Consider the following 24,946-nt stretch of genomic DNA (forward strand, 5'->3'; position numbering starts at 1 on the left):
AAAACCACTCCTCACATGCTCCCTTCTTTTCTTCTCTCCGAAGCTGTTCAAACGGCGCTGTACGTATCGCAGTCACTGGCGCGGGAATACCGCAATGAACGGTACTCTGCCGCCCACCTCCTGCGGGCGCTTGTCCACGCCGATTCGGCCGGTGCCACGCTGCTCACCTCCCTGCATAAAGACGTCCCCTACCTGCGCGAATGGGCCGAAGTACGAATGGAAGAGTCACCCAGGGTGGCTATTCCCCCCGACGAACCGGCGGGTGATACCTCGGTAGACCGCGTGCTGGACGAGGCTGATGTGGTTCGGGTGCGGCTGGGGCTTGATAAAGTAGAGCCGATCTGCGTACTGACGGCCCTGACCAAGCCGGGAATGGGTTTTCCCTCCGAACAACTGCGGTCACTCCCCCTTCAGGAGCGGGACCTATTGGGTTTATACCTCAACGAGATGAAACCCATCACCCCCGCCGATGCCGGCCGGACCATAACGCCTGCCGGACCAGCGGCTTCCGCAAATGCGGGGGAAGGAGCAACGGCGGGCGTTTTACAGAAATATTGTACCGACAAAACGGCGCTGGCCCGCGGTGGTCACTTCGACCCGATCATTGGCCGGGAGCGCGAACTGCGGATGATGGTCGAGATTCTGGGGCGGCGTAGCAAACCCAACGTCATGCTCACCGGTGATCCCGGCGTCGGGAAATCGGCCCTGATCGATGGGCTGGCGCAGTTATTAATCACAGGGTTAGTGCCCGGCTGGCTCAAAGGAGCCACGTTGCTCGAACTGGACCCCGGTGCGCTGCTGGCGGGAGCATCGTATAAAGGCGAGGTAGAAGACCGCCTTAAAAATGTAATAAAGGAGGTGAAAGCATTCGAAAAATGCATTCTCTTCATCGACGAAATCCACGTGCTGCTCGACCCGAAAGGCGGGGCGGGTGGCGGAGCGGCAAACCTGCTCAAGCCCGAACTGGCGCGCGGTGAACTGACCCTGATCGGTGCCACCACCCGCGACGAATTCCGTAAGCTGATTGAACCCGATCAGGCGTTGAGCCGCCGTTTTGAACTGCTGAACGTAGATGAACCGCCCGTAAACGTGGCCGAACGCATGATTCGCGGGCTGGTGGGGCTCTATGAGAAACACCACCAGCTTACCGTTGATGCCGATGTGGTACCCGAATGCGTGCGGCTGGCCAAACGATACGTGAAAGACCGCCGCCTGCCCGATGCCGCCCTCGACCTGCTCGATCGCACGATGGCCGCCATCCGTACCGTGACCGAACTGGCTGGCTCTGACCTCGACCAGTTCGACAAGGCGCTGGCGGAGTTGAACGAAAGCGAATTAACGGCCGAAGAACGGCTCGACGATTACCGCTGGTTCGATCAGCAGTTGCAACAGCAGATCAGCCCCGTGCTGATGGGCCAATGGGAAGACCCCGTTGACCCCACCGAACTGATCACGCCCGAATCGTATCTTCCCTACCTGACGGCCAAGCTCACCCGCCTGCACGAACTGGCCGACGCGCGGAAAGCACACGTCAGCAAAACGGACCTGGCAGCAGTGGTAGCCTACAAAACGGGTATTCCGATGGGCAAGGTGCAGGAGCGCGAAAAAGAGAAACTGCTGACGATGGAAGATCACCTCCGGCAGCGCGTTGTTGGGCAGGACCACGCCCTGAAAGCGCTGTCAGACGCTATTCTGGAGTCGCGCTCTGGCTTGCAGAAGTCGGGGCAGCCCATAGGTACGTTCTTTTTATTAGGCCCAACCGGCACGGGGAAAACTGAACTCTCTAAATCACTGGCGGAATTTCTGTTCAATGACGAACAGGCCATGATCCGCTTCGACATGTCGGAGTTTAAGGAAGAGCATGCCGCCGCGCTGTTGTATGGGGCACCTCCCGGGTACGTAGGGTACGAAGAAGGGGGCCTGCTTGTGAACCGGATTCGCCAGCAACCGTACGCCGTGGTCTTGTTCGACGAAATAGAAAAGGCCCATTCGTCCATTTTCGACGTGTTTTTGCAAATCATGGACGAAGGTCGCCTGCATGATAAGTTGGGCAAAGAAGGTGATTTCTCGAACGCGCTGCTCATTTTCACGTCCAATATCGGCAGCGAATGGATCAGCCATGAATTTCAGCAGGGACGGCTCCCCACGTCGCAGCAACTCATGGAGCGGATGAGCGGTAGCTTCCGACCCGAATTTCTGGCTCGTATTACCGAAATAGTACCGTTTAGTCCCATCACCGAGCAACACGTACTGCATATCTTCGACATCCAGCTACGGCAACTGACCGACAGCCTTCAGCGCCAGGGAATCCGGCTGGAGCTGGATGCCGCCGCCCGGCAGCAGCTTGCCTTCAGTGGCTACACCCCTCAATATGGCGCGCGTCCATTGGCCGGTGTGATCAGAAACCGGCTGCGGCGACCTATTTCCCGGATGATCATTGCCGGCCAGATTCACCCCGGCGAGTGGCTGCGCGTAACGGCCCGTTCCGACGGGGAGCTAAGCTGGCAGGTGGTGAAAGATGCAACCGTTCCCGATCCTGTCCAGGCGGGTCAGATCGAATGGCTCATTCCGACAAAGGTGTAGAACCCCACCCCAACCCCTCCCCGTTAGGGAGGGGCTAAGAATCAGCCAATGATGCGAATCATCAGCCCCTCCCTAACGGGGAGGGGTTGGGGTGGGGTATTCAACTTTTTCCTTGTCAAGTCCTATGAAATCTTTTTGGCGGATATTTATTAGACGTGACGATATTTTACCATTCAATATATTTGGCAACTCTAAATATACTGAGTGGTAGGTCTGGCGGGTTGCTCAGTTGCTGTGCGTTGGGAGGTGATATAGCTTTAGACTGTATTTCAACCTTTTAACAGTCACTGCTATGTTTAACTACGAGATTGGCGGGAACGAGATCAAGCCGATGGCCTCGGAAGGCATTGCCGATATTCCGTTCAACCGGACCCTGCTTGCGCTTCAGCTTACCGACGAGGAACCCGTAACCCCTGAGTTGGTTACCGGCCTCAAAACGGTCGAGGATGTCTTCAACCGCTATCAGCCAAACGTTGATGTGGAATTCGAAGACGAGAACGGAACTCCCGTTCAGGAAAACCTGAAATTTGGCAGCATTGCCGATTTCCGGGCCAAAGCACTGAGCATGCAGAGCCCCTATCTGCGTTCGCTCGACGGCCAGTACAGCGAATACACGCAGATCAGCCGCCGCCTAAAAGGTCACCGGATTCTACAGACGGCCCTCGATAATCCCGACGCAAAAGCGGCGCTGGTGGCTGCGCTTAAATCGTTGGTGAGCGAATTAGACGCCGCCGACAAGGAATAACCACCCCCTCCCTTCTGATTTTACCAAACGTTAACGGTTAAACGCATTCTGCCTCATGGCAAAAGAACAAAAATCGGCCGCCGCAGACGAAGCTGCTGTCGCCTCCGAAGCGGTTGTTGCCGCTCCCTCAACCGGACTTCCCGGCCTTAGTACGCTGGCAGCCTATGGTGGCTTTCCATTCGTTGAAAGCTTCATCGACGGCATCCAGAACATCAGCCCGGAGCGCAAGGCCCGCAAAAACATCTTCATGACCGATGAGAACAAGAAGGTGGAACGGCAGATGCTGAAGCAGAAGCTGAACCTCTGGATCGACCTCCTCGAATCGAGCAGCAACCAGACGGAGATGCTGGAGAAGACGGAAGAAAAAGCCAACCTCTCTAACGCGCAGTTGCGTAAAAACCTGCTCCGGGCCCTCAACAGCACCCGTGAACTGGAACGCAGCTACCGGGCGCTGTCTCTGTTCTACAAGAACACGGATATGGACCGCGTGCCCAACGTCACCGTCCTGAACGCATCGCTGGCTCAGCTAACCGATCTCGACAATCCCATCTTCATTGATCGGGTAAACGAAGAGTTCAAGCAAAACTATGATCGCCTTGACCTGCGGACCAACTATTCGTTGCTGGTCGTGCCGGGTTTTATGCGGACAAACGGTATCCTGGAAAAATGGGCGCGTATTGCTCATAACAGTAAAGTGATGCTGGTTACCGACTTCGCCGATCTGGAGTCGCCGGAAGATACGATCGAACTCTTCAGCACCGCCAACATGAGCAGCGGTGATCTGCACTGCTCAAACGTGATTATGGCCTGCAACTGGATGGTTGGCCGGGGCAAGGTAGCCGAAGTGGGCGAGACCGACAACCTGTATGTACCACCATCGGCCGCGCTGGCCGGCAAGATCTACTACACGCTGATGTCGCAGGTGACAGCGGGTAAGAAGCATGGCGGCATGAACGAAGTCGACGGGGTACGTTACCCGCTGAAGAAAAGCGAAATCTCGCATCTGGAACGCCTGGGTCTGGTGCCAATGGTGTTTGAATACGGCAAGGTGATGGCTTTCTCGGCCAAAACGCTCTTCAACGGCGATAACCCAGGCTTGCAGACCTACTCGGTGGTGCGGGTATTCGACCACGTGGTGAAAGTGCTGTTCGACTTCCTGAACCGCCGCGCGTTCGAGAACTGGACGCCCCGCATGGAGGCCGATCTGCGCCGCCAGATCGTGCAGTTCCTCGACAGCATCATGGGTCCCGACCGGCTCATCGAGAAGCACAGCATCATGCGGTTCGAGCGCGACAAGAACATCAAGGATCTGATTCACCTCGACCTGTTCATCAAACCTTATTTCCCAGCCAAGAGCTTCGTTATCCGTCTCGACGGACGCCGTGGCGACGACGTCGACAGCCCGGAGTGGGTATCTGACTACGGCGTAATGGCTTAATACACTGACTATTCACTTTAACTAAAAAACGAAATGGCAAAGGCAGTCTTAGACATAGCTGGGGCAAAGTACGACGTTCTCTCTTACAGCATCGGTTATTCACGCGGAGTCGATAGCAAAGGTCGGCCCGGTGGTAACGTGCAGGGCGGTGAACTGAATATGACGATTGACGCACCCTTCACAACCGACCTGGCGGTGCAGATGGTGAACAAAGGGCACATTCCTATTCCTACCGGCACCATCACTATCAGCAAAAGCGAAGAAGATGGTGGAAAGCTGAAAGATATCATCTTTACCGATGGCTTTCTGACGGGTTACAGCGAATCATTTTCGGCATTCGGCGGCGATAACATTACCTTGGGCATCACGATTCACGCCCAGAAGATTAAAAATGGCGAAGCCGAGCAGGTGAACGACTGGCCGGTAGATACGTACAAGTAAGCAGGAGTCGGATTGGGGATTTGAATGCCGGATTGTGATTTTAAAAATACGGCGATCCAGCCATCTCCAGCGTTTATAAATCCACAATCCGACATCCAAGATCCCCAATCCAATGACACAGCCTTTCATCACCCGCTTAACGGCCTTATGGCTTTTGGCTGGACTTTGGTGGGCGGGGTCAGTGGCGGTGCATCTATTTTACATTAAACGCGTGGGGCAGCAGGTTATCGAACCGCTGCCCCCCATTTTGATTAAGCACGGAACCGACTGGCAAACGCGGCTTCCGGGTGCGCTATTCAGCCGCGCGGGGAGCGATATGGCCCGTGCTGCCCATACGCCGATTGACCGGCTCAGCTTGCATTTATTAGCCAATCCGGGGCTGGCCGTTGCCATCACCGGTCAGTATACGCTCGACGAAGCGTCGGCAACGGTGGCGCCAGACCTGGGCAAAGCCCGCGCCGCCAACCTAGCCGACCGCCTGATGGCCGATGGCATTGGACCGGGGCAGATTCAGGTAGGGAGTGAGCGCGTACCATCGCTCAGGTACGTGAACGACTCAACCGGCGCACTGACGGTGGCTTTTACGAAAGCCCGGCCCACCACGGCCCGTTCGCTGGCTGATGCGCAGCGGTATATCGATTTATTCCACCCTATGGAATTGTATTTTGAAAGCGGCCAGACCACCTTCATCCGAACGCCGGAAACAGACCGGTTTGTGGCCGATGCGGTTCCGTTCCTCAAGCAGGCACGCGGCCCGGCGCTGCGCGTTACAGGCCATACGGATAGCGTAGGTACGTTGGCGGCCAATCAGCGGTTATCCCTCAGGCGAGCCGTGGCCGTGCGTCAGTTTCTGGTTAAGCTGGGCGCCCGGCCGGGTCGGATTCTGCCGCAGGGGCGCGGACCGAGCCAGCCTATTGCGGCCAATGCCACGCCCGAAGGCCGGTTGGCCAATCGCCGCGTGACGGTCGTCATTAAACGATAAAGGCATGTTCCAGTTAAACCCGTTTCACCTGCTTCATGCCAGCCTGCTGCATTTCCTGATGCTTCAGGGCATGCTTATTTTCGGCTATCTAATTGGCCAGCAGGTGTATAAACGGCGGCAGTTAACGCTTCTGCAAACGCTCCAGCGGCTTCAGCGACGGATTGATCAACTCCGAAAAAGCCGCCTGATCCCCGTTGATACCGACAACCTGCCAGGCAGCGACCGGCTCATCGAAATTCTGGGCATCACCGCGCCCGTCGAGCGTATCCTGCTCATGACCGGTATCCAGACATTCGCGCAGCTTGCCCGGCAAACGCCCGCCACCATTCAGCGTATTCTGACAGATAACGGGCCGCTTATGCACCCATACGACCCCGCCACCTGGCCCGATCAGGCTCGGCTCGCTCATGAAGGGCAATGGGGCGAGTTACGCGCCTGGCAGGGCCGGATGCGCCGTGGCCTCGCCGAAACAGAACGTACCCAACCGATTTAGCTATGAATCCACTCTCGCCCTGGGTGGCGTTTACCGAGATCACCCTGCTACTGGCCGCCACCTTTCTGGCTGGCTTTTTCGTTGCCTGGGTACGTGCCCGACCAGCCCTCCGCCGGGTAAACAGCAGCATCCGGGAAGCTGAACGGGATTTGAAGGCATTGGCAGTCACTACTAATGTCAGCAAACCAGACTAATCGTTGGGCAGACTTCTCTTGTATGAATACATCTGTTCGGCACAGATGCGAATGTATACGTTACCCATTTTGACATACTCACCTTAGGGATCATATTTGGCTATTTTTCACCTAGTTGTACAAGTAAATCATGAACATTAAACAGGCTGAGGCTCAGAGCAAACTGATAAAAGAGAGTTTGCTCATGATTGATGAAATTATTGCTTACGATGTGCTGGCGGGAGGCTTTAATCATAATGCTCACTTCGACGATGAGCTGATGAATGACATTGCCAGTATTTTGAATACAGCAATAGGCCCTTTTGCTGGTAAACACGCCGAACTGAAAGCTTATTATAAAAACCGGTTCAAAAAAAGGCGTGAAGTCAAATACCAGGGCAGGATAGCCGACGTAACAGCAAATTATGGTAACGGGCAGGGCGGCATAGCCATTCAATTAAAGTCAACATACGACGATGGCTGTGCTGCGGTGCTCAACATGATCGGTGACGCAGCCAATCAGCTTACCGGTGAACGTGGAGAAAACCCAAGACCAGGCGACAGATGGGTCATCGACGTGGTCATCAGGAATCCATCAAACCCCTGGCCATTCAAGTATCAGGCAACATTTGGGCATAAAACCCTGGCAGAGTACCAGACCGAAGCAAAACAGAAAATTCAAGCTAAACTAACCAAGTACAAACCCGGAGTCAATGGCCTCAATGCGGCAGCCTTTCACAAGCTGACAGATACAAATGCCTTTGCCCTGAGAAAAGTAGTAAACTCGCCAAAAAACTCCAGAATGAGTTCAACTTACCAGGACGTTTTCGGGCATATTCAGCCCAACCAACATCATACATCAATAACGGTGAAGATACGTTATGATTTTCCCTATCCACTCGCCACGATTCCTCCCAACCCCACGCAATACATTCAAAAAATAACGTTCGAAGTGGTACGGGCAGGGAATGCACTAATCGTTCATGACAACGTGTACGTACTGGTTTGAGATGATATGGAAAAAGCCATTAACGTGTCGATGCTGTCGATGAACTGGCAACAGATGACGCAAAGCCTGACCGATCGGATAGCCCTTATCGGAGAGATGTGCAGCGAGACGTTTATGACCTCGCTTATTGATCCGCATACCCTGCATATCGTGGTTGTGCCGGAGTATTTTTTCCGGAAAAGCCCGATTCAGGTTGTGTCAACACTGGCCGAGACCTATCACGGCTACCGTGGGCCAACTGTTGCAGAGAAAATGATAACGCAGGCGCATCTGAACCAGTTTAGGGGTGTTAAACGGAAGCATACGATGTATTCGCCACAGGAACGCGACTTGCTGGTAGCCAGCCTGTCGGCCCTGTCGGCAAACAACGTCTTGATCGTTGCCGGCACTATGTTTTGGGTCGAGCGTGAACCGGTGATTCGGCCGGCTGGCTTCTGTCGGGCCGAGCAGATCACCAAAGGAACGGCCCGAAATACGTGCTATCTTTTCCACAATGGCGCTCAGATCGGTGCGTACCATAAGATTCAAAACTCCCATGAGCTTGACAGCCCGGAAGATCGGCTTTTCACATTTATGGGAGGCACAACCGTGACCACCTGCACGGTAGATGGGTTGCGGGTGGGCGTCGAAATCTGTGCTGATCACAACGCCGGGACGATGGCCAACCAGAATCTGGATATACACATCATCGTCTCCGATGGCATGGCTCCGTTTGGGCCAAATGTGGGAACACGGGCCAACGGCGTTGTATTATGCTGCGATTCGATGAACTCGCACATTGCCGTGTATAACAGAAACGCAACCGGGCAGAACATCAGGACGGTAGCTGCACCACTTGCCAGACGGATCAAAAAATCGGTACTGATCGACACCAACACCGCGCCACTCTTAATTTGATTACACCTCGAACTAGTTGAAAGTGACGCCTCTAACACGCAGTGACTTCAATTGATACGCTTTAGAAATACTGCCAGGCAAGCCCTGTGGTAAAAAACACGACTGACTTATCAATCGTGTTTTTTTGATAAATACAGTCGTCGGAATAACATCGGCGTGGTTGTTGATAGTACCAGAAATGACCACTGTGTTTCTTCCCACTTGCTATGGAGCAGATTTATCAACTCTTACAATCCTACTATAATTTCCAGACCTCTATTCTCCGGTCGATGGCTTTTGAGACGATGACCAAGGCCGAGTTTGGCCGGGTCACTGGCCTCTACGGAAACTCGAAAGACCGCCGCCATAGAAATCCGAAACTATGGTCACCCAGTGAAATTTACGCGTTTTCGCTTCGCCTTGGTGTGTGGGACGGCGTGTCGAAACGCCTTCAGTCGCTGGCCGTACTGATTAACTGCTTGCCCGAAGAGGAGAAAAAATCGGTTCTGAAAGCCAGCCTGTTGACCGAAGAAAAACTACAAATACGGATACAGCAGTATGAATCCTGGCTGCCTCAGGAGTTGGAAAAACTGTATACGTTCTACCACCAGAATTCCATCACCCACGCAGGCGTACCTGGTCAGGGGCATCCCGCCAAAAAAGGAAGCACCGACTATAAGCCAATCGGCTCCTATTGACCTATCAACTTACAGTCAGTAGGCTATCGCTTCTACGGACATCGTGCAGGTGGGGTTAATCCAGCACGCTCCAGCCCCGGCGAATAATGGGTCGGGCACCCGCTTCTTCCCGGACAACGATGTTGTCTTTGCGTTGGCCGATGTACTCCAGCGTGCTCAGTTTACTCCATAGCCGGGTCATCACCTCCAGGAACGTCTCAACGCTTTGCATCGCCTCGCCAATTCGGTTATGGTTATAGTCGAGTTCGAGGAGACTCAGGAGCATGCCCTCGAAATGGTTGGGGGTCACGTCGGTCCACTCGTAGAAATAATGCAGCAACTCTTCTTTCTCCCGCGTTGGAATACAATACAGGTTGGTATACACCAGACTGGTCAGGTTGGCGAAATAATCGAGGATTTTCACGGGCGGATGCTGGAAATCCAGGTTACGATACTCAAAAAAGAGCTGACCCAGCGAGTCGAGCAGTTTTATGCAGAGCATCTGCACATTCCTGGCAATATCAGACGGCTGGTTCCGGTCGAATACCTTTCGAACAATCTTGAACGAGCTGATCTGTAGGTCGTTAAGACTCCAGCCAAACGCTTTATAGTACGCCATCAGTTTCGGATGGCTGGATAAGCTGGTACAGGGTGGAATGAAACTCTCTTCAACAACGTACCTGCCTTCGCGGCACACTACCCGGCCAATGGTCAGGTAATGCTGCCCCAGTTCGTCGGCATTTAGCTGCGCCGTCGGGATGGCCTGCAACTGATAATGCGTATCCGTAAACGGGTGACGCAACGGCGACTCTTCGGGGTCGGGCTCGCCCATCGGCACGCGCTCGAAGGGGTTGACCAGCAAGACAATATCGTAAGGTGGCCGTTCCAGATCATCGAGTTCAGTTTCCACTACAAAGGATGCCGTCAGCGTTCGGAAACGCAGCACATCCGGGTTAATGGCCACCCGACACCCGCCCGACGTGATGGCGTTGCACCGAAGCAGACGTACCTCCACGTGATTGCCTATTTTTTCGAGCAGTTCAATCTCATTCGAAGACGCACTACCCCGCTCGGGAGGCAACAGCCCGTAATTGTAATTAGTCAGAAACAGCGAGAGCGCATCGCGGACCATATCCTGCACATGCTGGTCGGTGTCCAGAAAATGGCTCTGCGAGAGTTTCATCCCGTTTACCCAGTTGACGGGGTGATAGGTACGGGCTACGAGCATAAAAAGGGATCTGTTTAGAAACTAGGTTAGTTGATGGGATTCTACCCGCTTGGCCTGAATCGTATGCCGTTCGGTGAGCCGGTTCTGAGCCACGCTTATGTCAAAATCGATATAGCGTCGAAGGCTGAAGAACGACGGTCGAACGTAGTAAAAGAGCCAGCCATAGGCCGCCTGCTCGGGCGTCTCGGTGACGATGGGGTCGTTCGGAAACTTGTAGTTATAATCGTCGATGAATTTCTGGAACCACAACCCAAACGACAAATCCTGGGTGGCACGGGCTTTTACCTTCACCGGCCCCTCTGCGGGCCTGGCCGGGTCTTTTCGAAGTTCAACTTCCAGAATCATAAGCCGGTAATAGTCAACGCCTTCAAATTCGATCTCTTTGGCCTGGCGGGGGTAATACCAGACTTTATGTACCTCGTTGGGTATAGCCAGCAGGGCGTCGTAGGTGCGGGAAAACACCAGGGGTATGGAGAAGGGTACAATACAGGTTGCCGCCCAGAAACCATATTTCAGGGTGCTGAAATAGTTGAATACCCAGCCGAACGAATACCCGCCGATAACCAGAATGAGTATAGTGAGCAGCAGCACAAACAGCGGCTCGGTCCGTTGCTCGTCGCCCATAAGCCGAACAAGCTGCCGCACATAGAGCATGCCTTCAACCAGGAAAACCACGGCCATCAACAGGTAATAAAGCGGCATAAACCAGAGGTCGATCATGCCGAAAAGCCCGGCCAGCGCCATTGGCAACGTGAACTGTGCCACACTGATCAACAGCTTACGACCACTGAGCAGCGCCTTCTTCTGGTTGATCGCCGCCAGTGCGGTAGTAAGTACCACGGCCATCAGCGGGACCAGCAGGTACGTCAGAAAAAATTGAACGGGTGACGCCATAGAAATCAACCTCCAATCATAACAGTGGGAAAACCGGACACAATCACGCCGCCGTGGGCTGTTTGGTCGCCCATCCGTGCGGCGGGTCGCCCCCCGATCAGTACGGTTGCCGAGCCTTTGATGATGGCGGCCGGTGGTCCAACACAGATCGACATATCGCCCAGACAGGCGGCCGGTAACTTGCCGATCAATACAGTTGGGGCTCCGGGGCCAGATATTGGTCCGCCAACGTGCGGCACAGGGCCGGTAGTCAATGGGCAGGTAGTCATATCGGTGAGTCGGGCGGCTGGAGGCATAGTCTTAACTTGCTTAAAGGTCAATGGTCAATTTCGGTCAAGACGCATTGTATAAATACGCGTTTAGCAAGTTATATCATTGCGTAGACCAGCCACTCAATATTTACTGGACGCGTAGTTGGCAGAAGAGGTCAACGTCTACAGGCCAAATCCAACGGCCAAACTCAGGGGCTACGGTCGACTTCCAGTAGCAGGCAACCAGCATCCCGTTGGCTTATTAATAAAAGATAATTTTTACATTTTTAATGTACCATTCTCTAAAATATATAGTTTTACTTATTCTTCCTCTTTTCTACTACTCGACATCTTATCGCCCATTTTTTCTGGCAACTTGTCATGGCGACCGCTCAACTAACCACAGAACGATTTTCGCTTTATCAGCACGAATATCAACAATGGCTTCGCACGCTTGCCCTGTACTCTGATCAGGAAACGTACTTTACTTCACTCCTGTCGCATGTGTGTGACAGCACTGCCGACTACGACATTGTAAACCGGTCGGGGTCTTTTCGGCAATGGTTTACGGGCCTGCGCGCCCAGATGGCCCAGCTATCCGAGCTGATTGAAATGGAGGAGCGATCAACGGCCCAGGGAATACCCAACTGGCAGCGCCGGCAGGAGATCGACGAGCGTCATCGCCGCATGCGCAGTGGTTACCAGATGCTCGAGCAGCAGTTCATCACCGTGCGCCAACAGTTCTACGCCTTCATTACGCCCTACGTTCAGTAAGCAATCCGGGCTTAACTTGCCCCGCTATGCTGACTGCCTCTCATCTGTCTAAATCATTTACCGACCTGCCCGCCGTGCGAAATGTCTCACTGACACTCGCCGCCGGACAGATTATGGCCCTCGTCGGTGCCAGCGGGTCTGGAAAAAGTACCTTACTAAATCTGATTGCCGGCTTACTCGATACTGACCGGGGTGAGGTTCGTCTCGATGGTGCCCTTATTCCTGGCCCGAAAGACGTACTGGTGGCCGGTCACCCTCAAATTAGGGTGGTGCCGCAGGAATACCAGTTGATGCCCAACGTGTCTATTCGCGAAAACATCAACTATGCCCTCCGTTTCTATGAACGTACCTACCGGGATGCCCGCGTGGATGAATTGCTGAAACTGTGTCGACTGGAGACCGTTCAGCACCATAAACCACGCGAAGCTTCGGGCGGAGAAAAGCAGCGAACGGCCATCGCCCGTGCCATTGCCGAACCCGCCCGTGTGTTGCTTCTCGATGAACCATTCAGCCACCTTGACCTTCCCAACCGGCTGATAATCCGTGATTTATTGTTTGACCTTGTCAGGCAGAAAAGCGGTACCCAGCCACCACCCGCCTGCCTGTTCGTCACCCATGATGCCACCGACGCGCTATCCATTGCTGATCAGATCGGCATTCTACAACAGGGTCAGCTAAAGCAGATTGGCACGCCACGCGAGGTTTATTTCAACCCCAAAACCACGTATGCGGCCCGCATGACCGGCCCGGTGAATAGTATTCGCGGTAAACACCTGGCGTTGCTTGGCCTACCACCGGCTACCGACCCGGAGGCGTGTTTCGGGCTACGACCCGAGCACATCACCCTGGACAACAATGGACCCGTTTCCTGTACAGTACAGGCCGTTTTCTTTCAGGGTCGACAAAGTGAACTCGACGTGAAAGTGAACCGGTACGTCTCGTTGCGCCTGCTCACCGAGCGCGACGATATTCAGGTTGGCGATCAGGTACGTATATACTTATCAGGTAGCCGACTAATGGCCATAGGTTAATTTCTGGATTGGTCGTTTCGCCGGAATCGCTTAACTTTCCCTTCATACATCAAAAAGGATATTATGCCCGAATTCACGCTTGGGATTGAAGAAGAGTTCCAGACCATTGATCCGGAAACTCGCGAGCTACGCTCGCACATGTCGAAACTCGTTGATGGTGGGCAAATAGTGCTTCAGGAGCGCGTCAAAGCAGAAATGCACCAGGCTGTAGTAGAGGTTGGCACCAACATCTGCCACAATATTCAGGAAGCCCGGCAGGAAGTATCGTTTCTACGCCGTGAGATCATCGAACTGGCTGAACGCCAGAACCTGCACCTGGCCTCGGCCGGCACGCACCCCTTTTCTGACTGGCAGCATCAGCTTATCACGCCCAACGAACGCTACGACCGGCTTATCGAAGAAATGCGCGACGTGGCCCGCTCGAACCTCATATTTGGTATGCACGTCCACGTGGGCATCGCCAGCCGCAATGAGGGTATTCAGATTATGAACGCCGTGCGGTATTTTTTACCCCATATATACGCGCTCTCGACCAATTCGCCGTTCTGGTGTGGCCGCAATACGGGTTTCAAATCGTATCGCTCAAAAGTATTCGATAAGTTTCCACGCACCGGCATCCCCGATTATTTTAGCAGCGCCGCCGAATACGACGAATACATTGCCCTGCTGGTGAAAACGGGCTGTATCGACAATGGTAAAAAGATCTGGTGGGACATTCGCCTGCACCCGTTCTTCGACACCATTGAATTTCGCATCTGCGACGTACCTATGCGGGTTGACGAAACCATTTGTCTGGCCGCTATTATGCAGGCACTGGTGGCAAAAGTCTACAAGTTGCAGCGGGCAAACCTCAACTTCCGCCCCTACCGCCGGATGCTTATCGCCGAAAATAAATGGCGGGCCGCCCGCTACGGAATCGAAGGTAAACTCATCGATTTTGGCAAGCAGGAAGAAGTACCCACGCACCAGTTAATTTATGAACTGCTGGAATTCATTGACGATGTAGTTGATGAACTGGGTAGCCGGGAGGAATGCGAGTACGTGCATCAAATTTTGAAGAATGGCACCGGAGCCGACCGTCAACTGGCCGTTTTCAACGAGACCAACGACCTCAAAGCCGTGGTCGATTACATCGTCCAGGAAACTTCATACGGCCTCAGGTAGTTAAATTCAATGAACAATTCTCAATGACCAATCACTTAATTTACTGGTCATTGAGAATTGATAACTAATCGTTGAGATGAAAATTGCCATTTTAGATATGTACAACAACGTGGCCAACGAAGGCATGCGTTGTATTCTGCACGCCATAAAAACCGTCGAGGCCACCGATGGCGTGTCGTTACCCTACACAATTTTCAACGTTCGGGCCAACAATGAACTGCCCGACCTGTCATACGACGCGTACATTTCAACGGGGGGACCGGGTATTCCGTTACCCCTTGGCGAGGCGTGGGAGATTCCTTTTTTTACGCTGATCGACTCGATTTTTGAGCACAACCTGACTCAGGACTCCCGAAAACATTTGTTCCTCATTTGCCACTCCTTCCAACTAGTGGCCGGACATATGCACCTGGGAACGATCAGCAAACGTAAATCGACGTCCTTCGGCATTTTTCCGATTCACCGTACCGACAACGGCATGGCCGAGCCCCTGTTCAGCGCCCTTGGCGAACCATTCTACGCCGTCGATTCACGTGATTATCAATTGACGGAGCCAAAAATGGCTGAATTCGACGCGCAGGGTGCCAAACTGCTCTGTCTCGAAAAAATTCGTCCGCATGTTGATCTGGAACGGGCCGTCATGGCTATCCGGTTTACCGATGAAATTTTTGGCACCCAGTTTCACCCCGAAGCAGACGATGAAGGCATGTTACGGTACTTCCTGCAGGACGAAAAACGCAACCAGATCATCAACGCCTACGGACAGGCCAAGTACGACGAGATGGTAACGTACCTGCAAGATCCCGAAAAAATTGCCCTCACGGAATCAGTCGTGTTGCCCGGTTTCCTGCGCCACGCCATCCGCGAGCTTACACCTGCCTAACTCCCAATACTTCTGAGGTTTCTAAAAATCTTAGAGGTTTATTATCCGTCATTCCCTACCATGATCGAATCGATTCGTCATCCATACAACGCGCATTTTTCGGCCGACCGGTACGAGGCGTTTTTAGCTCAGATCAACGATGAGTTTCCTGGACAGTTGGATTTCAGGGTGGCCGAAACACCCGTTTTCGTCCCCAAACTCCTGACCGACAAGATGCTGACGGCCTGCGATGATATCGTTCAGACCATTACGCAACCCGATTTCAGGGCAAAAACTGAAGCGGCCATTCCAGCAGGACAATACGTACCTGGCGAAGGTGAGGCGAGTCACACCACGTTCATGGCGGTCGACTTTGCCGTTTGCCGAAACGAATCGACCGGCGAGTTGGAGCCGCAACTCATCGAGCTTCAGGGCTTTCCCTCGCTGTACGGATTTCAGCCTTATTTATCCCAGACGTTCCGCGCTCATTTCCCCATTCCCGATTCGGTCAATCACCTGTTTGGCGTGTCGACCAACGCCGATTATGTGGCCGCACTGCGTGATCTGATTGTGGCCGACTGCGACCCGGAAGAGGTTATTCTGCTGGAGATTTACCCGGAAAAACAGAAAACGCGCATCGACTTTGCCCTCACCAAACACTATATCGGTATCGATGCCGTTTGCCTGACCAAAATCAAAAAGCGGGGGCGCGAGCTGTACTACGAAAAAGAGGGCCGCGACGTACGCATTCGCCGCATCTATAACCGGCTGATATTCGATGAGTTAGAAGCGATGCCCGATCTTGTCACCGAGTTTAAACTCACCGACGATGTCGACGTTCACTGGGTAGGTCATCCGAACTGGTTCTTCCGAATCAGCAAATACACCCTTCCGCTGATCAACAGCGCCTACGTACCCAAAAGCCACTACCTCAGCGAACTGACCGGCAACGTACCTGACGATCTGGAAAACTACGTTCTGAAACCACTCTTCTCGTTTGCAGGCAGCGGTGTAAAAATCAACGTTACCCCGGCCGACATCGAGGGTATTGCGGAGGCGGAGCGGGGCAACTATCTCCTCCAGCGCAAAGTGCGCTATGAGCCAGTCATCGCCGCCCCGGATGGCTCCGTAAAATGCGAAATCAGGTTGTTGTTCATCTGGCCCGACGGCGCCGATAAGCCACAGTTAATCACCAACTTAGCCCGACTGAGCCGGGGTGAAATGATTGGCGTCCGCTTCAACAAAGACTTCGACTGGGTGGGTGGTACAATTGCCTATTTTGAGCAATAATTTACCGGCCGATACGTACCTGATAACTGGCTGACGGAAAAATAAATAAGCTTGACCCACTCGCGATACCATCGGAACCGAAAGGAATATTGGCTGATAAATCGAACGAGTGGCGCGCCCGGTCGAAACGAAGGCCAGTGCTCAATTTGCCGAACGAGACGCCGTAGCGTTCAATAAACAGCAGGTTCTCGCTGATAAACGTCAGCGAGGACTTTATTTTGCGGACCACACTGAACGAGGCAATCTGCCCGAACGAGTCTGCATTCGTGCCCGTTCCCAGGCCAACAGTCACGTTGTTCTGGGAGTCGCCGATGGATACGATACCCTGAAGCAGCCCCGTCGACACTGTTCTGTCAAACAGCGTTCCGTACAGTAGTTGAGCCTGAACACCAACCCGGATACGGGGACCTAACGGAACCGACACTTTTGTGGACAAGGAGCCAAACAGGATGGGGGCAAACGTAAAGAAAGCGGTTCCTATGCTCCAGTTGTCGGTAATGCCCACATCGAACTGGCTAATGTAAACAGATGTATTTCTGAAATAGACCCGACCCTTTTCAGCCTGATAAGCCGTGGGCAAAAAATTTAAATACTGCGGAAATAGGTTTGGGCTAGCGCTTGATGCAACGTTTCGTGAAGTAGGCTGGCTCTGGCTGGCTGCGCCCAGTCGCTCCAGCCGCACAACCTGTCGGGCCGGAATGTAGACGGTGCCCAAGGTTTCTGTTTGCACCACCAGCCGACTGGTATCCTGGCTTAGTACCTTGGCATTCAGCCTGGTTCCGTCGGTAAGCGTGATTTCGTATTGGCTGGGCGAAACCGTCGCCGATCTGGGCTGGCTGCGAATTGGCTGCGCATACGGTTGTGCCGTAAAATACGCGACGGAATCAACTGGCGCAGGCGCAAACGCACTGATCTTACTGAACAACTCCTGCTCGACGTAAGTGAGCTGGCCGTTTTTCATCCGCACTGTGTACATCGTGCTATCCCGCCTGATGATTCGCCCCTGAATATGAGAGCCGTCTTTCAGCAGAATGTAATAGGGTCGCCCATTCGTCGTATCAACCGGTGCTGTTTGTGCAAAGGTCGCTGATCCCTTAAGTAGGGTCAGGAAAAGCAGTAATAGAACTGTTTTCATAAGCAGGTTGGTTTAAGAAGGAGAGCCTGCAAGGCTCATTGGCTGGATTGCGAACAGATCGTTTATGAAATGGCCTTATTAGTGACGCCAAACTACAGCAATTGCAACGACAAGCGTGACACATCGACAACTTTTCTTTCAGCACATCGCACAGACCACCGATTTCCCCCTGGCGTTGGAAATCGACCGGGCCGAGGGCGTTTATTTATACGGACCTACCGGCGAAACGTACCTGGATCTGATTTCGGGAATCGGCGTGAGCAACGTGGGGCACCGGCACCCGGCGGTGTTGGCTGCCGTTCAGGCACAACTGGATAAGTATATGCACCTGATGGTCTACGGCGAGTATGTGCAGGGTCCACAAGTTCAATTAGCCCAGGCGCTGGTGGCCTCCCTCGACGGGGCCACAACAACCTACGGTCCTATCGACAACGTGTACTTCACCAACTCGGGGGCCGAAGCCATTGAGGGGGCTATGAAAGTAGCCAAGCGGTTTACTGGCCGTACGGAACTGATTGCCTGCCATAACGCCTATCACGGATCAACCCAGGGTGCCTTGTCGCTCAGCGGCGATGAGAATTTCAAACGAAACTACCGCCCCCTCCTACCCGACATTCGCCATATTCACCACGGATCATGGGCTGACCTTCAGCAGATTACCTCTCGAACGGCCGCCGTTATTATGGAAGTTGTGCAGGGCGAAGCGGGCGTGCGTGTGCCCGATCCGGCTTATTTGCATGCCGTTCGTGAGCGGTGTACGGCCACAGGTACGTTGCTTATCTTCGACGAAATTCAAACAGGCTTCGGGCGAACCGGTTCATTCTGGGCGTTTCAGGATGTAGCCGTAGGGGTTGCTCCGTCGCAGCGGGCCGTGGTGCCGGATATCGTGGTGAGTGCGAAAGGCATGGGTGGTGGCATGCCAATCGGGGCATTCATGGCTCCTGAGCCGTTGATGGCTGTTATCAAAAATAACCCGATGCTGGGTCATATCACGACCTTTGGCGGGCATCCGGTGTCGTGTGCGGCCTCCCTGGCAACGCTACAAACGATTCAGAACGAGCGTCTTTTCGCCGATGCGGAACGTAAAGGGCAGTTGATCCGGTCGTTGCTCGTGCACCCGCTGATACGGGAGATTCGGGGGAAAGGCCTGATGCTAGCCGCCGAATTTGACTCGTTTGAGGTGCTCAAACCGATCATTGACCGGGCCATTCGGCCACAAAGCAACGTACCTGGTGAATCCAGGCCGGGCATTATCACCGACTGGTTCCTGTTCTGTACCAATTCAATGCGCATCGCCCCGCCCCTCACCATCACCGACGATGAAATTCGGCTGGCTTGTGGCCTTATTCTAGCCAGTATCGACAGTCTGGCAACGCATCAACTGGCGGCTATGGTTTAGGGAATCAGGAAAAAGACAGCCATGTGCTGGAATATGTTCGCTTGCTGGCGTTGTGTCAGTTGAAGGAATTCGCTGCTTGACTGATCGAATTTGACGAAAAGGCTTCGTAGACTATACCCACCTGCTTAGTGGCAAAAATTTACAGTAGTCCGTAGAAGCAAATTTTACGCTTCGTTAACATTCTTTTACAGGTTATTAACAGATAACAGAATAGACGCTTTTAGCTTTGTTGAAATCCTTGAGAGTAAAAAGAATGCCTGAAACGGATCTGATCTATCAGAATATAGATTAGTCTTAAGTAAACATCCAAAACACATGAAAAAAATCATTTATGCGCTGACCTTATCGCTGGTTGTGGTAAGCGGATTAGTATTTGCTAATCGAGAAATTAAAAATGAAGATTCTAAAAAGTCGACCTCAAGGCCACTTTCTGCGGCTGAACGGAATGCTGCATTGAAAAAATGGGAAGCTACCCCTGATGGTATAAAGTACAAAAAATGGGAAGCGTCTCCCGAAGGTAAAAAAGTGTATGCTGGTGAAGCTAAAATAAGGAAGTCCATACGTGCTTTTACCGATATGGAGGCTGTTGTGACGTCTCTTTCCCTTCCGCCAGGCTCACGATTAGGCTTCGGAGTGATGGTCAGGATTAATGGTGACGATTATATTCTTAGTTTTGGGACGGAAAATGCTGGTAAGAATTTTTTGAACGTTAACAATGAATTTCAGCAATTACGTAGCCTGAAAGTTAACGACACAATAAGTATAAGAAGCCATAATGTATCGCACGCGCCCAAGTATTCATATCCAATAATATCGGGCGACTATGTAGAACGAGATAGTAAACTAATTTATAAACGTGCCCCTCGCAAAGGTGGTTGCTAAGTAAATTATGAAATACATATGTGTTTCATAATTTACGGCTGCTTTTTTCCTCCTGTGGGCAAACCAAACAGAAGGTAAAAAATAATATCAAGTCAGAAACTAAAAACGTCTCCACTTCCAGATGGATTGACATCAAAGTCAGCTTATTGATACAGTGGAGCTGTTTAACAAATTGGCGTGACAGGGTTGGCACGACTATGCCAGAAGGGGCATCAGTTGACGTAGAAATCGTCAACTGATGCCCCTTCTGGCATAGGACAAACTAGTTTTAGGCAACCACCTCGGCCGATTGTTCTTCCAGTTTTTTCTCGTCGGGCGATTCGCCAATGGGCTGACCAGGTTTGCGACGCGACATGAATATATACATGGCCGGTATCACGAAGAGTGTGAGAACGAGCGAGAAGAGCAGACCACCCACAATTACTACACCCAGCGGTACACGGCTTTTCGAAGCCGAACCCAGCGCCAGCGCCAGTGGAAGCGCGCCGAATGCGGCTACGAGCGTAGTCATCAGAATGGGACGAAGCCGCATGGCCGCCGATTCGAGCGCTGCCGCTACTTTCTCTTTCCCATCGGCCATTTGCTCATTCGCGAATTCAACAATCAGGATTCCGTTTTTGGTCACCAGCCCCACCAGCACGATAATGCCGATCTGGCTGAAAATATTCAGTGTCTGGTTGAATAACCAGAGCGAGAACACTGCCCCGGCCAACGCCAGCGGTACGGTCAGCATGATAATGAACGGATCGACGAAGGAGTCGAACTGAGCCGCCAGAATCAGGTAAACCAGAATGAGGGCCAACCCGAAGGCGAATAGGGTATTCGATGAGCTTTCGGAGAAATCACGTGACGAGCCTGTCAGTGCGGTCTGGAAGGTATTATCCAGCAGTTTGGCGGCAATGGCGTTCATAGCCGCCACCCCGTCGCCAATTGTTTTACCCGGTGCCAGGCCCGCCGAAATAGTCGCCGATTTGAACCGGTTATAGTGGTACACACTGGGTGGACTACTTACTTCATCGAACTTCACCACGTTGTCGAGCGGAATCAACTCCTGCCGATTGTTGCGCACGTAGAAGGTCCGAAGATCGGTGGGTTCATCCCGGTTTTCGCGGTCAACCTGCCCAATTACCTGATACTGCTTCCCATTCATCAGGAAGTAAGCCAGCCGCCGGTTACTGAGCGCCAGTTGCAGCGTGTTCGATACGTCAAGTACCGATACACCGAGGTCGGTAGCTTTCTCTCGGTCGACGCTGATGTTCAGTTCAGGCTTGTTGAATTTCAGATCGACGTCAGAGTTCTGGAAGGTCGGGTCTTTCCGAACTTCCTCCATAAACTGAGGCAGCTTTTCCCTGAGTTTGTCAAAGCTCAGGTTCTGTACCACAAACTGCACGGGCAGCGATGAACCCGACCGTCCTCCCGTAGAGATTGTCTGTTCCTGAGTAGGGAACATGCGGGCATCGGTGAAATTCTTGAAATTCTTGGTCAGGTTATCGACAACCTGCTGCTGGGTACGTTTCCGATCCTGCGGGTCGACCATGTTGATGAATACGAACCCTGAGTTCACCGCACCAGCCCCTGAGTTACCCGGCGCCACCACGCTAAAGGTCAGCTTGGTTTCAGGCACCGAGTCGAGTACCAGCTTGGTTACCCGGTCGGCAATCGAACTCATGGCTTCGTAACTTGTGCCTTCAGGTGCTGTAATTGGTATACGAATCCGCCCCCGGTCTTCCAGCGGTGCCAATTCCGATTTCAACGTGGCGCCGATGCCAAAAACAATGGCCAGACAGGCAACCATCATGATCCAGGCCCAGCGGCGTTTTTTCAGAAAACTACCCAGCGAATCCCGGTACGTGTTATCGAGCCAGGTAAAGAACGGTTCCGTTTTCTTGTAGAACCACGAGCTTTTCCCATGATCTTTTGAGGTCAGTTTTACACTGAGCACCGGCGTCAGTGACAGCGAAACGAACGCAGAGATAAGTACCGCTCCGGCTACGACAATCCCAAACTCCCGAAACAGCCGCCCAACAAAACCCTGTAGAAAAATGATCGGCAGGAACACGATCGCCAGCGTAATGGACGTGGCAATAACGGCGAAGAAGATCTCTTCGGACCCTTCTTTTGCCGCCCGTTCCGGCTCCATGCCCCGTTCAATCTTCTTGAAGATGTTTTCGGTGACTACAATCCCGTCATCGACCACCAGACCCGTTGCCAGAACGATGCCTAACAGCGTTAGAATGTTAATACTAAAGTCGGCAACATACATGATAAAGAAAGCCCCAATCAGCGATACCGGAATATCAATCAGGGGCCGGAAGGCAATGAGCCAATCGCGGAAGAAGAAGTATATGACCAGCACAACCAGCACAAAGGAGATAAGCAGCGTTTCTTCTACTTCCTCGATTGCCTTGCGGATAAATGTGCTCCGGTCGATACCAACACTGACGATCAGATCTTTAGGCAACTCCTTTTTGATCTCGCCGAAGCGTTTGTAGAACTCATCAGCAATGTCGACGTAGTTGGCACCGGGCTGGGGAACCAGGACCAGAATGACACCCTGAACACCGTTTTGCTTAGATGACGTTTCTTCGTTCTCTGGCCCAAGCGTGGCATAGCCCACATCCCGTAGCCGCAGGATCTGCCCGTTGGTCTGGCGAATAATCAGGCTGTTAAAATCAGCTTCAGTGGTAAGTCGACCAACCGATTTGACCGTTAATTCTGTGTTGTTCCCGTATATTTTACCACCGGGCAGCTCTACGTTCTGTGCAGAAAGTGCAGCCTGGATATCCTGCACCGTAAGCCGGTAGGCAGCCAGTTTGGCTGGGTCGAGCCACATACGCATGGCGTAGCGTTTGAGACCGTAAATACTCACCTGCGACACGCCGGGAATCGTCTGTAGCCGCTCTTGCAAGACGTTCTCCGCGTAGTCCGACAATTCCATTGGGTTACGCGTTGTACTCTGCACCGGCATGAAAATGATCGGATCAGAGTTGGCATCCGCCTTGGTCACAACGGGCGGCGCATCAATATCCTGCGGCAACTGCCGTTGCGCCTGCGATACTTTATCGCGTACGTCATTGGCGGCCCGTTCAAGGTCGGTATCGAGGTTAAATTCAACCGTAATGTTGCTGACACCAAGTGCCGAGTTCGACGAGATTGTCCGAATCCCTTCGATACTGTTCAACGTCTTTTCAATAGGCTCGGTAATCTGCGACTCAATGATTTCGGGGTTCGCACCGGTATAACTGGTTCGCACCGAAATAACAGGCGGGTCAATCGCGGGGTACTCACGTACCCCCAGAAAGGTGTACCCGATTACACCAAACAGCACGATAACGATGGACATTACCATCGCAAAGACCGGTCGCTTCAGTGATAAAGAAGAAAGGCTCATAACGATATTGGTTCTCTGTCTTCTGTTCTCTGTCTTCCGTTGCGCTGCTAACCGGCAAAGCAACGGAAGACAGAGAACAGAAGACAGCTTTTTGGTTAACTGCTGATTTTTACCACTTTAACGGGTCCGTCTTTCTTGACGAATAAAAGGCCTGTTGTCACAACGGTATCACCGGCGCTGAGCCCTTTGGTAATCTGAATGTTACTTTTGTCCCGAATACCAGTCTGAACGTCGACGTAGGTAGCCTTTCCGTTTCGAACGACTACAACTTGTTTACCACGAGTCTGAGGAAGTAACGCCTGAGAGGGAATGGTCAGTGCCTGATCTTCACGGAAAATCAGATTAACTTTGGCAAACGCACCGGGCCGGAGGTCACGGCTGGTGTTGGCCACTCTTGCCCGTATACGTAAGCTACGGGTTTCCACATCAACATCGGGCTCAACGGCATAAATCTGCCCTGTAAACCCATTCTGAACGCCGTCCAGCGTGAAGTTAACCCGTTCTCCATTCCGTACCGACGAGCTATACCGTTCGGGAACACTGAAATCAAGCTTGAGTGGATTCAACTGCTGAAGGCGGGCAATAAGCGTCGACGGCGTGATCACTGCCCCCGGACTAACGTTCCGAATCCCGATTACACCAGCGAAGGGTGCGCGAATTTCCGTCCGGCGCAACGACGCCTTAGTAAGATCAATATCGGCGAGAGCCCCCTTCAGGTTAGTGACAATGATGTCATATTCCTGCTGGCTGATGCCGCCCCGTTGAAGCAGTTGCTTGTTTCGTTCTTCCGTTCGGCGCGCGTTTTCTTCGACTACCCGAAATTTCTGGAGTTGGGCCTGTAAATCACCGTCATAGAGTTTAACCAGCAAAGCGCCTTTCGCCACTGGCCGTCCTTCCTGAATATTCAGTTCAACGATCCGTCCACTGATTTCCGGGAAAATATCGACCTGCTCATTAGCCACCAGTGAACCTGTAGCAACCACAGCATTGGCAATAACGGTTGGCTTAACGATAAACCCGTTCACCGACGTTGGGCCGCCTGCTCCCGCCGCTCCACCACCAGCTTTACCGCCGCCTGCACCACCGCCGCCACCGGCCGCAGGGGCGCCTCCTCCACCTCCCGCGCCACCAGCACCCGGTGCCGGTTTCAGGATTTTATTGTAAACGATCAGGCCACCAAGGACCAGCACTACGAGACTAATAGCAATCCAGCGTTTCAAAATTTATG

Annotated in this window: 23 protein-coding genes; 17 read left to right on the forward strand and 6 right to left on the reverse strand. The window is 52.9% G+C overall.

Going from position 1 to position 24,946, the window contains the following annotated elements; translation table 11 throughout:
- Positions 1 to 15 precede the first annotated feature (15 nt).
- From ACFE8Q_RS11830 to ACFE8Q_RS11875, 10 genes are all read left to right on the forward strand, one after another.
- Complete coding sequence (locus ACFE8Q_RS11830; protein ID WP_375445601.1) at positions 16 to 2,583, forward strand: ATP-dependent Clp protease ATP-binding subunit; 2,568 nt, start codon at positions 16 to 18, stop codon at positions 2,581 to 2,583.
- Between the two features lie 292 nt (positions 2,584 to 2,875).
- Positions 2,876 to 3,328, forward strand: a complete 453-nt coding sequence (locus ACFE8Q_RS11835) for a hypothetical protein (protein WP_375445602.1) — start codon at positions 2,876 to 2,878, stop codon at positions 3,326 to 3,328.
- Between the two features lie 55 nt (positions 3,329 to 3,383).
- A complete protein-coding gene (locus tag ACFE8Q_RS11840) occupies positions 3,384 to 4,766 on the forward strand; it encodes a type VI secretion system contractile sheath protein TssC (RefSeq protein ID WP_375445603.1) in 1,383 nt (460 codons plus the stop codon).
- A 33-nt stretch (positions 4,767 to 4,799) separates the two neighbouring features.
- The gene (gene tssD, locus ACFE8Q_RS11845; protein WP_375445604.1) at positions 4,800 to 5,207 is read left to right on the forward strand and encodes a type VI secretion system tube protein TssD; all 408 of its coding nucleotides are present in this window, start codon (positions 4,800 to 4,802) and stop codon (positions 5,205 to 5,207) included.
- A 112-nt stretch (positions 5,208 to 5,319) separates the two neighbouring features.
- Positions 5,320 to 6,189, forward strand: a complete 870-nt coding sequence (locus ACFE8Q_RS11850; protein WP_375445605.1) for an OmpA family protein — start codon at positions 5,320 to 5,322, stop codon at positions 6,187 to 6,189.
- A 4-nt stretch (positions 6,190 to 6,193) separates the two neighbouring features.
- On the forward strand, positions 6,194 to 6,682 hold the full coding sequence (locus tag ACFE8Q_RS11855) for a hypothetical protein (RefSeq protein WP_375445606.1): 489 nt from the start codon (positions 6,194 to 6,196) through the stop codon (positions 6,680 to 6,682).
- 2 nt (positions 6,683 to 6,684) lie between these two features.
- Complete coding sequence (locus ACFE8Q_RS11860) at positions 6,685 to 6,876, forward strand: hypothetical protein (protein ID WP_375445607.1); 192 nt, start codon at positions 6,685 to 6,687, stop codon at positions 6,874 to 6,876.
- 130 nt (positions 6,877 to 7,006) lie between these two features.
- Positions 7,007 to 7,864, forward strand: coding sequence for a hypothetical protein (locus ACFE8Q_RS11865; protein WP_375445608.1), 858 nt, complete (start codon positions 7,007 to 7,009; stop codon positions 7,862 to 7,864).
- Positions 7,865 to 7,870: 6 nt separating this feature from the next.
- Positions 7,871 to 8,761, forward strand: coding sequence for a hypothetical protein (locus ACFE8Q_RS11870; RefSeq protein ID WP_375445609.1), 891 nt, complete (start codon positions 7,871 to 7,873; stop codon positions 8,759 to 8,761).
- Positions 8,762 to 8,967: 206 nt separating this feature from the next.
- Positions 8,968 to 9,438, forward strand: a complete 471-nt coding sequence (locus ACFE8Q_RS11875) for a hypothetical protein (protein WP_375445610.1) — start codon at positions 8,968 to 8,970, stop codon at positions 9,436 to 9,438.
- A gap of 55 nt (positions 9,439 to 9,493) precedes the next feature.
- On the opposite strand, the gene ACFE8Q_RS11880 is transcribed toward ACFE8Q_RS11875, so the two are convergent.
- The 3 genes from ACFE8Q_RS11880 to ACFE8Q_RS11890 are packed head-to-tail and all read right to left on the reverse strand — an operon-like array spanning position 9,494 to position 11,835.
- Positions 9,494 to 10,645, reverse strand: coding sequence for a hypothetical protein (locus ACFE8Q_RS11880; RefSeq protein WP_375445611.1), 1,152 nt, complete (start codon positions 10,643 to 10,645; stop codon positions 9,494 to 9,496).
- 21 nt (positions 10,646 to 10,666) lie between these two features.
- Entirely contained in the window at positions 10,667 to 11,539 is an 873-nt protein-coding gene (locus ACFE8Q_RS11885) for a TssN family type VI secretion system protein (protein ID WP_375445612.1), read from the reverse strand.
- A 5-nt stretch (positions 11,540 to 11,544) separates the two neighbouring features.
- A complete protein-coding gene (locus tag ACFE8Q_RS11890) occupies positions 11,545 to 11,835 on the reverse strand; it encodes a PAAR domain-containing protein (RefSeq protein WP_375445613.1) in 291 nt (96 codons plus the stop codon).
- A gap of 336 nt (positions 11,836 to 12,171) precedes the next feature.
- Here ACFE8Q_RS11890 and ACFE8Q_RS11895 point away from each other — a divergent pair, with 336 nt between their 5' ends.
- The 5 genes from ACFE8Q_RS11895 to ACFE8Q_RS11915 all read left to right on the forward strand — a co-directional run bounded on the left by ACFE8Q_RS11895 (position 12,172) and on the right by ACFE8Q_RS11915 (position 16,911).
- Positions 12,172 to 12,564: a hypothetical protein gene (locus ACFE8Q_RS11895; protein WP_375445614.1), complete on the forward strand. Its 393-nt coding sequence runs from the start codon at positions 12,172 to 12,174 to the stop codon at positions 12,562 to 12,564.
- Positions 12,565 to 12,590: 26 nt separating this feature from the next.
- The gene (locus tag ACFE8Q_RS11900; protein WP_375445615.1) at positions 12,591 to 13,595 is read left to right on the forward strand and encodes an ABC transporter ATP-binding protein; all 1,005 of its coding nucleotides are present in this window, start codon (positions 12,591 to 12,593) and stop codon (positions 13,593 to 13,595) included.
- 63 nt (positions 13,596 to 13,658) lie between these two features.
- The gene (locus tag ACFE8Q_RS11905) at positions 13,659 to 14,759 is read left to right on the forward strand and encodes a carboxylate-amine ligase (RefSeq protein ID WP_375445616.1); all 1,101 of its coding nucleotides are present in this window, start codon (positions 13,659 to 13,661) and stop codon (positions 14,757 to 14,759) included.
- Positions 14,760 to 14,835: 76 nt separating this feature from the next.
- Entirely contained in the window at positions 14,836 to 15,642 is an 807-nt protein-coding gene (locus ACFE8Q_RS11910; protein ID WP_375445617.1) for a type 1 glutamine amidotransferase, read from the forward strand.
- Positions 15,643 to 15,702: 60 nt separating this feature from the next.
- Complete coding sequence (locus ACFE8Q_RS11915; RefSeq protein ID WP_375445618.1) at positions 15,703 to 16,911, forward strand: hypothetical protein; 1,209 nt, start codon at positions 15,703 to 15,705, stop codon at positions 16,909 to 16,911.
- A gap of 1 nt (position 16,912) precedes the next feature.
- Here the strand turns inward: ACFE8Q_RS11915 and ACFE8Q_RS11920 are convergent, their stop codons facing one another.
- Positions 16,913 to 18,046, reverse strand: a complete 1,134-nt coding sequence (locus tag ACFE8Q_RS11920; RefSeq protein WP_375445619.1) for a hypothetical protein — start codon at positions 18,044 to 18,046, stop codon at positions 16,913 to 16,915.
- A 115-nt stretch (positions 18,047 to 18,161) separates the two neighbouring features.
- Here ACFE8Q_RS11920 and ACFE8Q_RS11925 point away from each other — a divergent pair, with 115 nt between their 5' ends.
- Together ACFE8Q_RS11925 and ACFE8Q_RS11930 are read left to right on the forward strand one after the other, a co-directional pair.
- On the forward strand, positions 18,162 to 19,445 hold the full coding sequence (locus ACFE8Q_RS11925) for an aspartate aminotransferase family protein (RefSeq protein WP_375445620.1): 1,284 nt from the start codon (positions 18,162 to 18,164) through the stop codon (positions 19,443 to 19,445).
- 315 nt (positions 19,446 to 19,760) lie between these two features.
- Complete coding sequence (locus tag ACFE8Q_RS11930) at positions 19,761 to 20,327, forward strand: hypothetical protein (protein WP_375445621.1); 567 nt, start codon at positions 19,761 to 19,763, stop codon at positions 20,325 to 20,327.
- A gap of 268 nt (positions 20,328 to 20,595) precedes the next feature.
- Here ACFE8Q_RS11930 and ACFE8Q_RS11935 read toward each other — a convergent pair whose 3' ends face one another.
- On the reverse strand, positions 20,596 to 23,718 hold the full coding sequence (locus ACFE8Q_RS11935; RefSeq protein ID WP_375445622.1) for an efflux RND transporter permease subunit: 3,123 nt from the start codon (positions 23,716 to 23,718) through the stop codon (positions 20,596 to 20,598).
- Between the two features lie 95 nt (positions 23,719 to 23,813).
- Positions 23,814 to 24,938: an efflux RND transporter periplasmic adaptor subunit gene (locus tag ACFE8Q_RS11940; RefSeq protein ID WP_375445623.1), complete on the reverse strand. Its 1,125-nt coding sequence runs from the start codon at positions 24,936 to 24,938 to the stop codon at positions 23,814 to 23,816.
- Between the last annotated feature and the right edge of the window lie 8 nt (positions 24,939 to 24,946).

This window comes from uncultured Fibrella sp., from assembly GCF_964250085.1.
Classification (GTDB): domain Bacteria; phylum Bacteroidota; class Bacteroidia; order Cytophagales; family Spirosomataceae; genus Fibrella.

Bases quoted from the DNA above. Each gene is read 5' to 3' on its own strand.
- ACFE8Q_RS11830 (WP_375445601.1), top strand. From the start codon at position 16: ATGCTCCCTTCTTTTCTTCTCTCCGAAGCTGTTCAAACGGCGCTGTAC.
- ACFE8Q_RS11835 (WP_375445602.1), top strand. From the start codon at position 2,876: ATGTTTAACTACGAGATTGGCGGGAACGAGATCAAGCCGATGGCCTCG.
- ACFE8Q_RS11840 (WP_375445603.1), top strand. From the start codon at position 3,384: ATGGCAAAAGAACAAAAATCGGCCGCCGCAGACGAAGCTGCTGTCGCC.
- tssD (WP_375445604.1), top strand. From the start codon at position 4,800: ATGGCAAAGGCAGTCTTAGACATAGCTGGGGCAAAGTACGACGTTCTC.
- ACFE8Q_RS11850 (WP_375445605.1), top strand. From the start codon at position 5,320: ATGACACAGCCTTTCATCACCCGCTTAACGGCCTTATGGCTTTTGGCT.
- ACFE8Q_RS11855 (WP_375445606.1), top strand. From the start codon at position 6,194: ATGTTCCAGTTAAACCCGTTTCACCTGCTTCATGCCAGCCTGCTGCAT.
- ACFE8Q_RS11860 (WP_375445607.1), top strand. From the start codon at position 6,685: ATGAATCCACTCTCGCCCTGGGTGGCGTTTACCGAGATCACCCTGCTA.
- ACFE8Q_RS11865 (WP_375445608.1), top strand. From the start codon at position 7,007: ATGAACATTAAACAGGCTGAGGCTCAGAGCAAACTGATAAAAGAGAGT.
- ACFE8Q_RS11870 (WP_375445609.1), top strand. From the start codon at position 7,871: ATGGAAAAAGCCATTAACGTGTCGATGCTGTCGATGAACTGGCAACAG.
- ACFE8Q_RS11875 (WP_375445610.1), top strand. From the start codon at position 8,968: ATGGAGCAGATTTATCAACTCTTACAATCCTACTATAATTTCCAGACC.
- ACFE8Q_RS11880 (WP_375445611.1), bottom strand. From the start codon at position 10,645: ATGCTCGTAGCCCGTACCTATCACCCCGTCAACTGGGTAAACGGGATG.
- ACFE8Q_RS11885 (WP_375445612.1), bottom strand. From the start codon at position 11,539: ATGGCGTCACCCGTTCAATTTTTTCTGACGTACCTGCTGGTCCCGCTG.
- ACFE8Q_RS11890 (WP_375445613.1), bottom strand. From the start codon at position 11,835: ATGCCTCCAGCCGCCCGACTCACCGATATGACTACCTGCCCATTGACT.
- ACFE8Q_RS11895 (WP_375445614.1), top strand. From the start codon at position 12,172: ATGGCGACCGCTCAACTAACCACAGAACGATTTTCGCTTTATCAGCAC.
- ACFE8Q_RS11900 (WP_375445615.1), top strand. From the start codon at position 12,591: ATGCTGACTGCCTCTCATCTGTCTAAATCATTTACCGACCTGCCCGCC.
- ACFE8Q_RS11905 (WP_375445616.1), top strand. From the start codon at position 13,659: ATGCCCGAATTCACGCTTGGGATTGAAGAAGAGTTCCAGACCATTGAT.
- ACFE8Q_RS11910 (WP_375445617.1), top strand. From the start codon at position 14,836: ATGAAAATTGCCATTTTAGATATGTACAACAACGTGGCCAACGAAGGC.
- ACFE8Q_RS11915 (WP_375445618.1), top strand. From the start codon at position 15,703: ATGATCGAATCGATTCGTCATCCATACAACGCGCATTTTTCGGCCGAC.
- ACFE8Q_RS11920 (WP_375445619.1), bottom strand. From the start codon at position 18,046: ATGAAAACAGTTCTATTACTGCTTTTCCTGACCCTACTTAAGGGATCA.
- ACFE8Q_RS11930 (WP_375445621.1), top strand. From the start codon at position 19,761: ATGAAAAAAATCATTTATGCGCTGACCTTATCGCTGGTTGTGGTAAGC.
- ACFE8Q_RS11935 (WP_375445622.1), bottom strand. From the start codon at position 23,718: ATGAGCCTTTCTTCTTTATCACTGAAGCGACCGGTCTTTGCGATGGTA.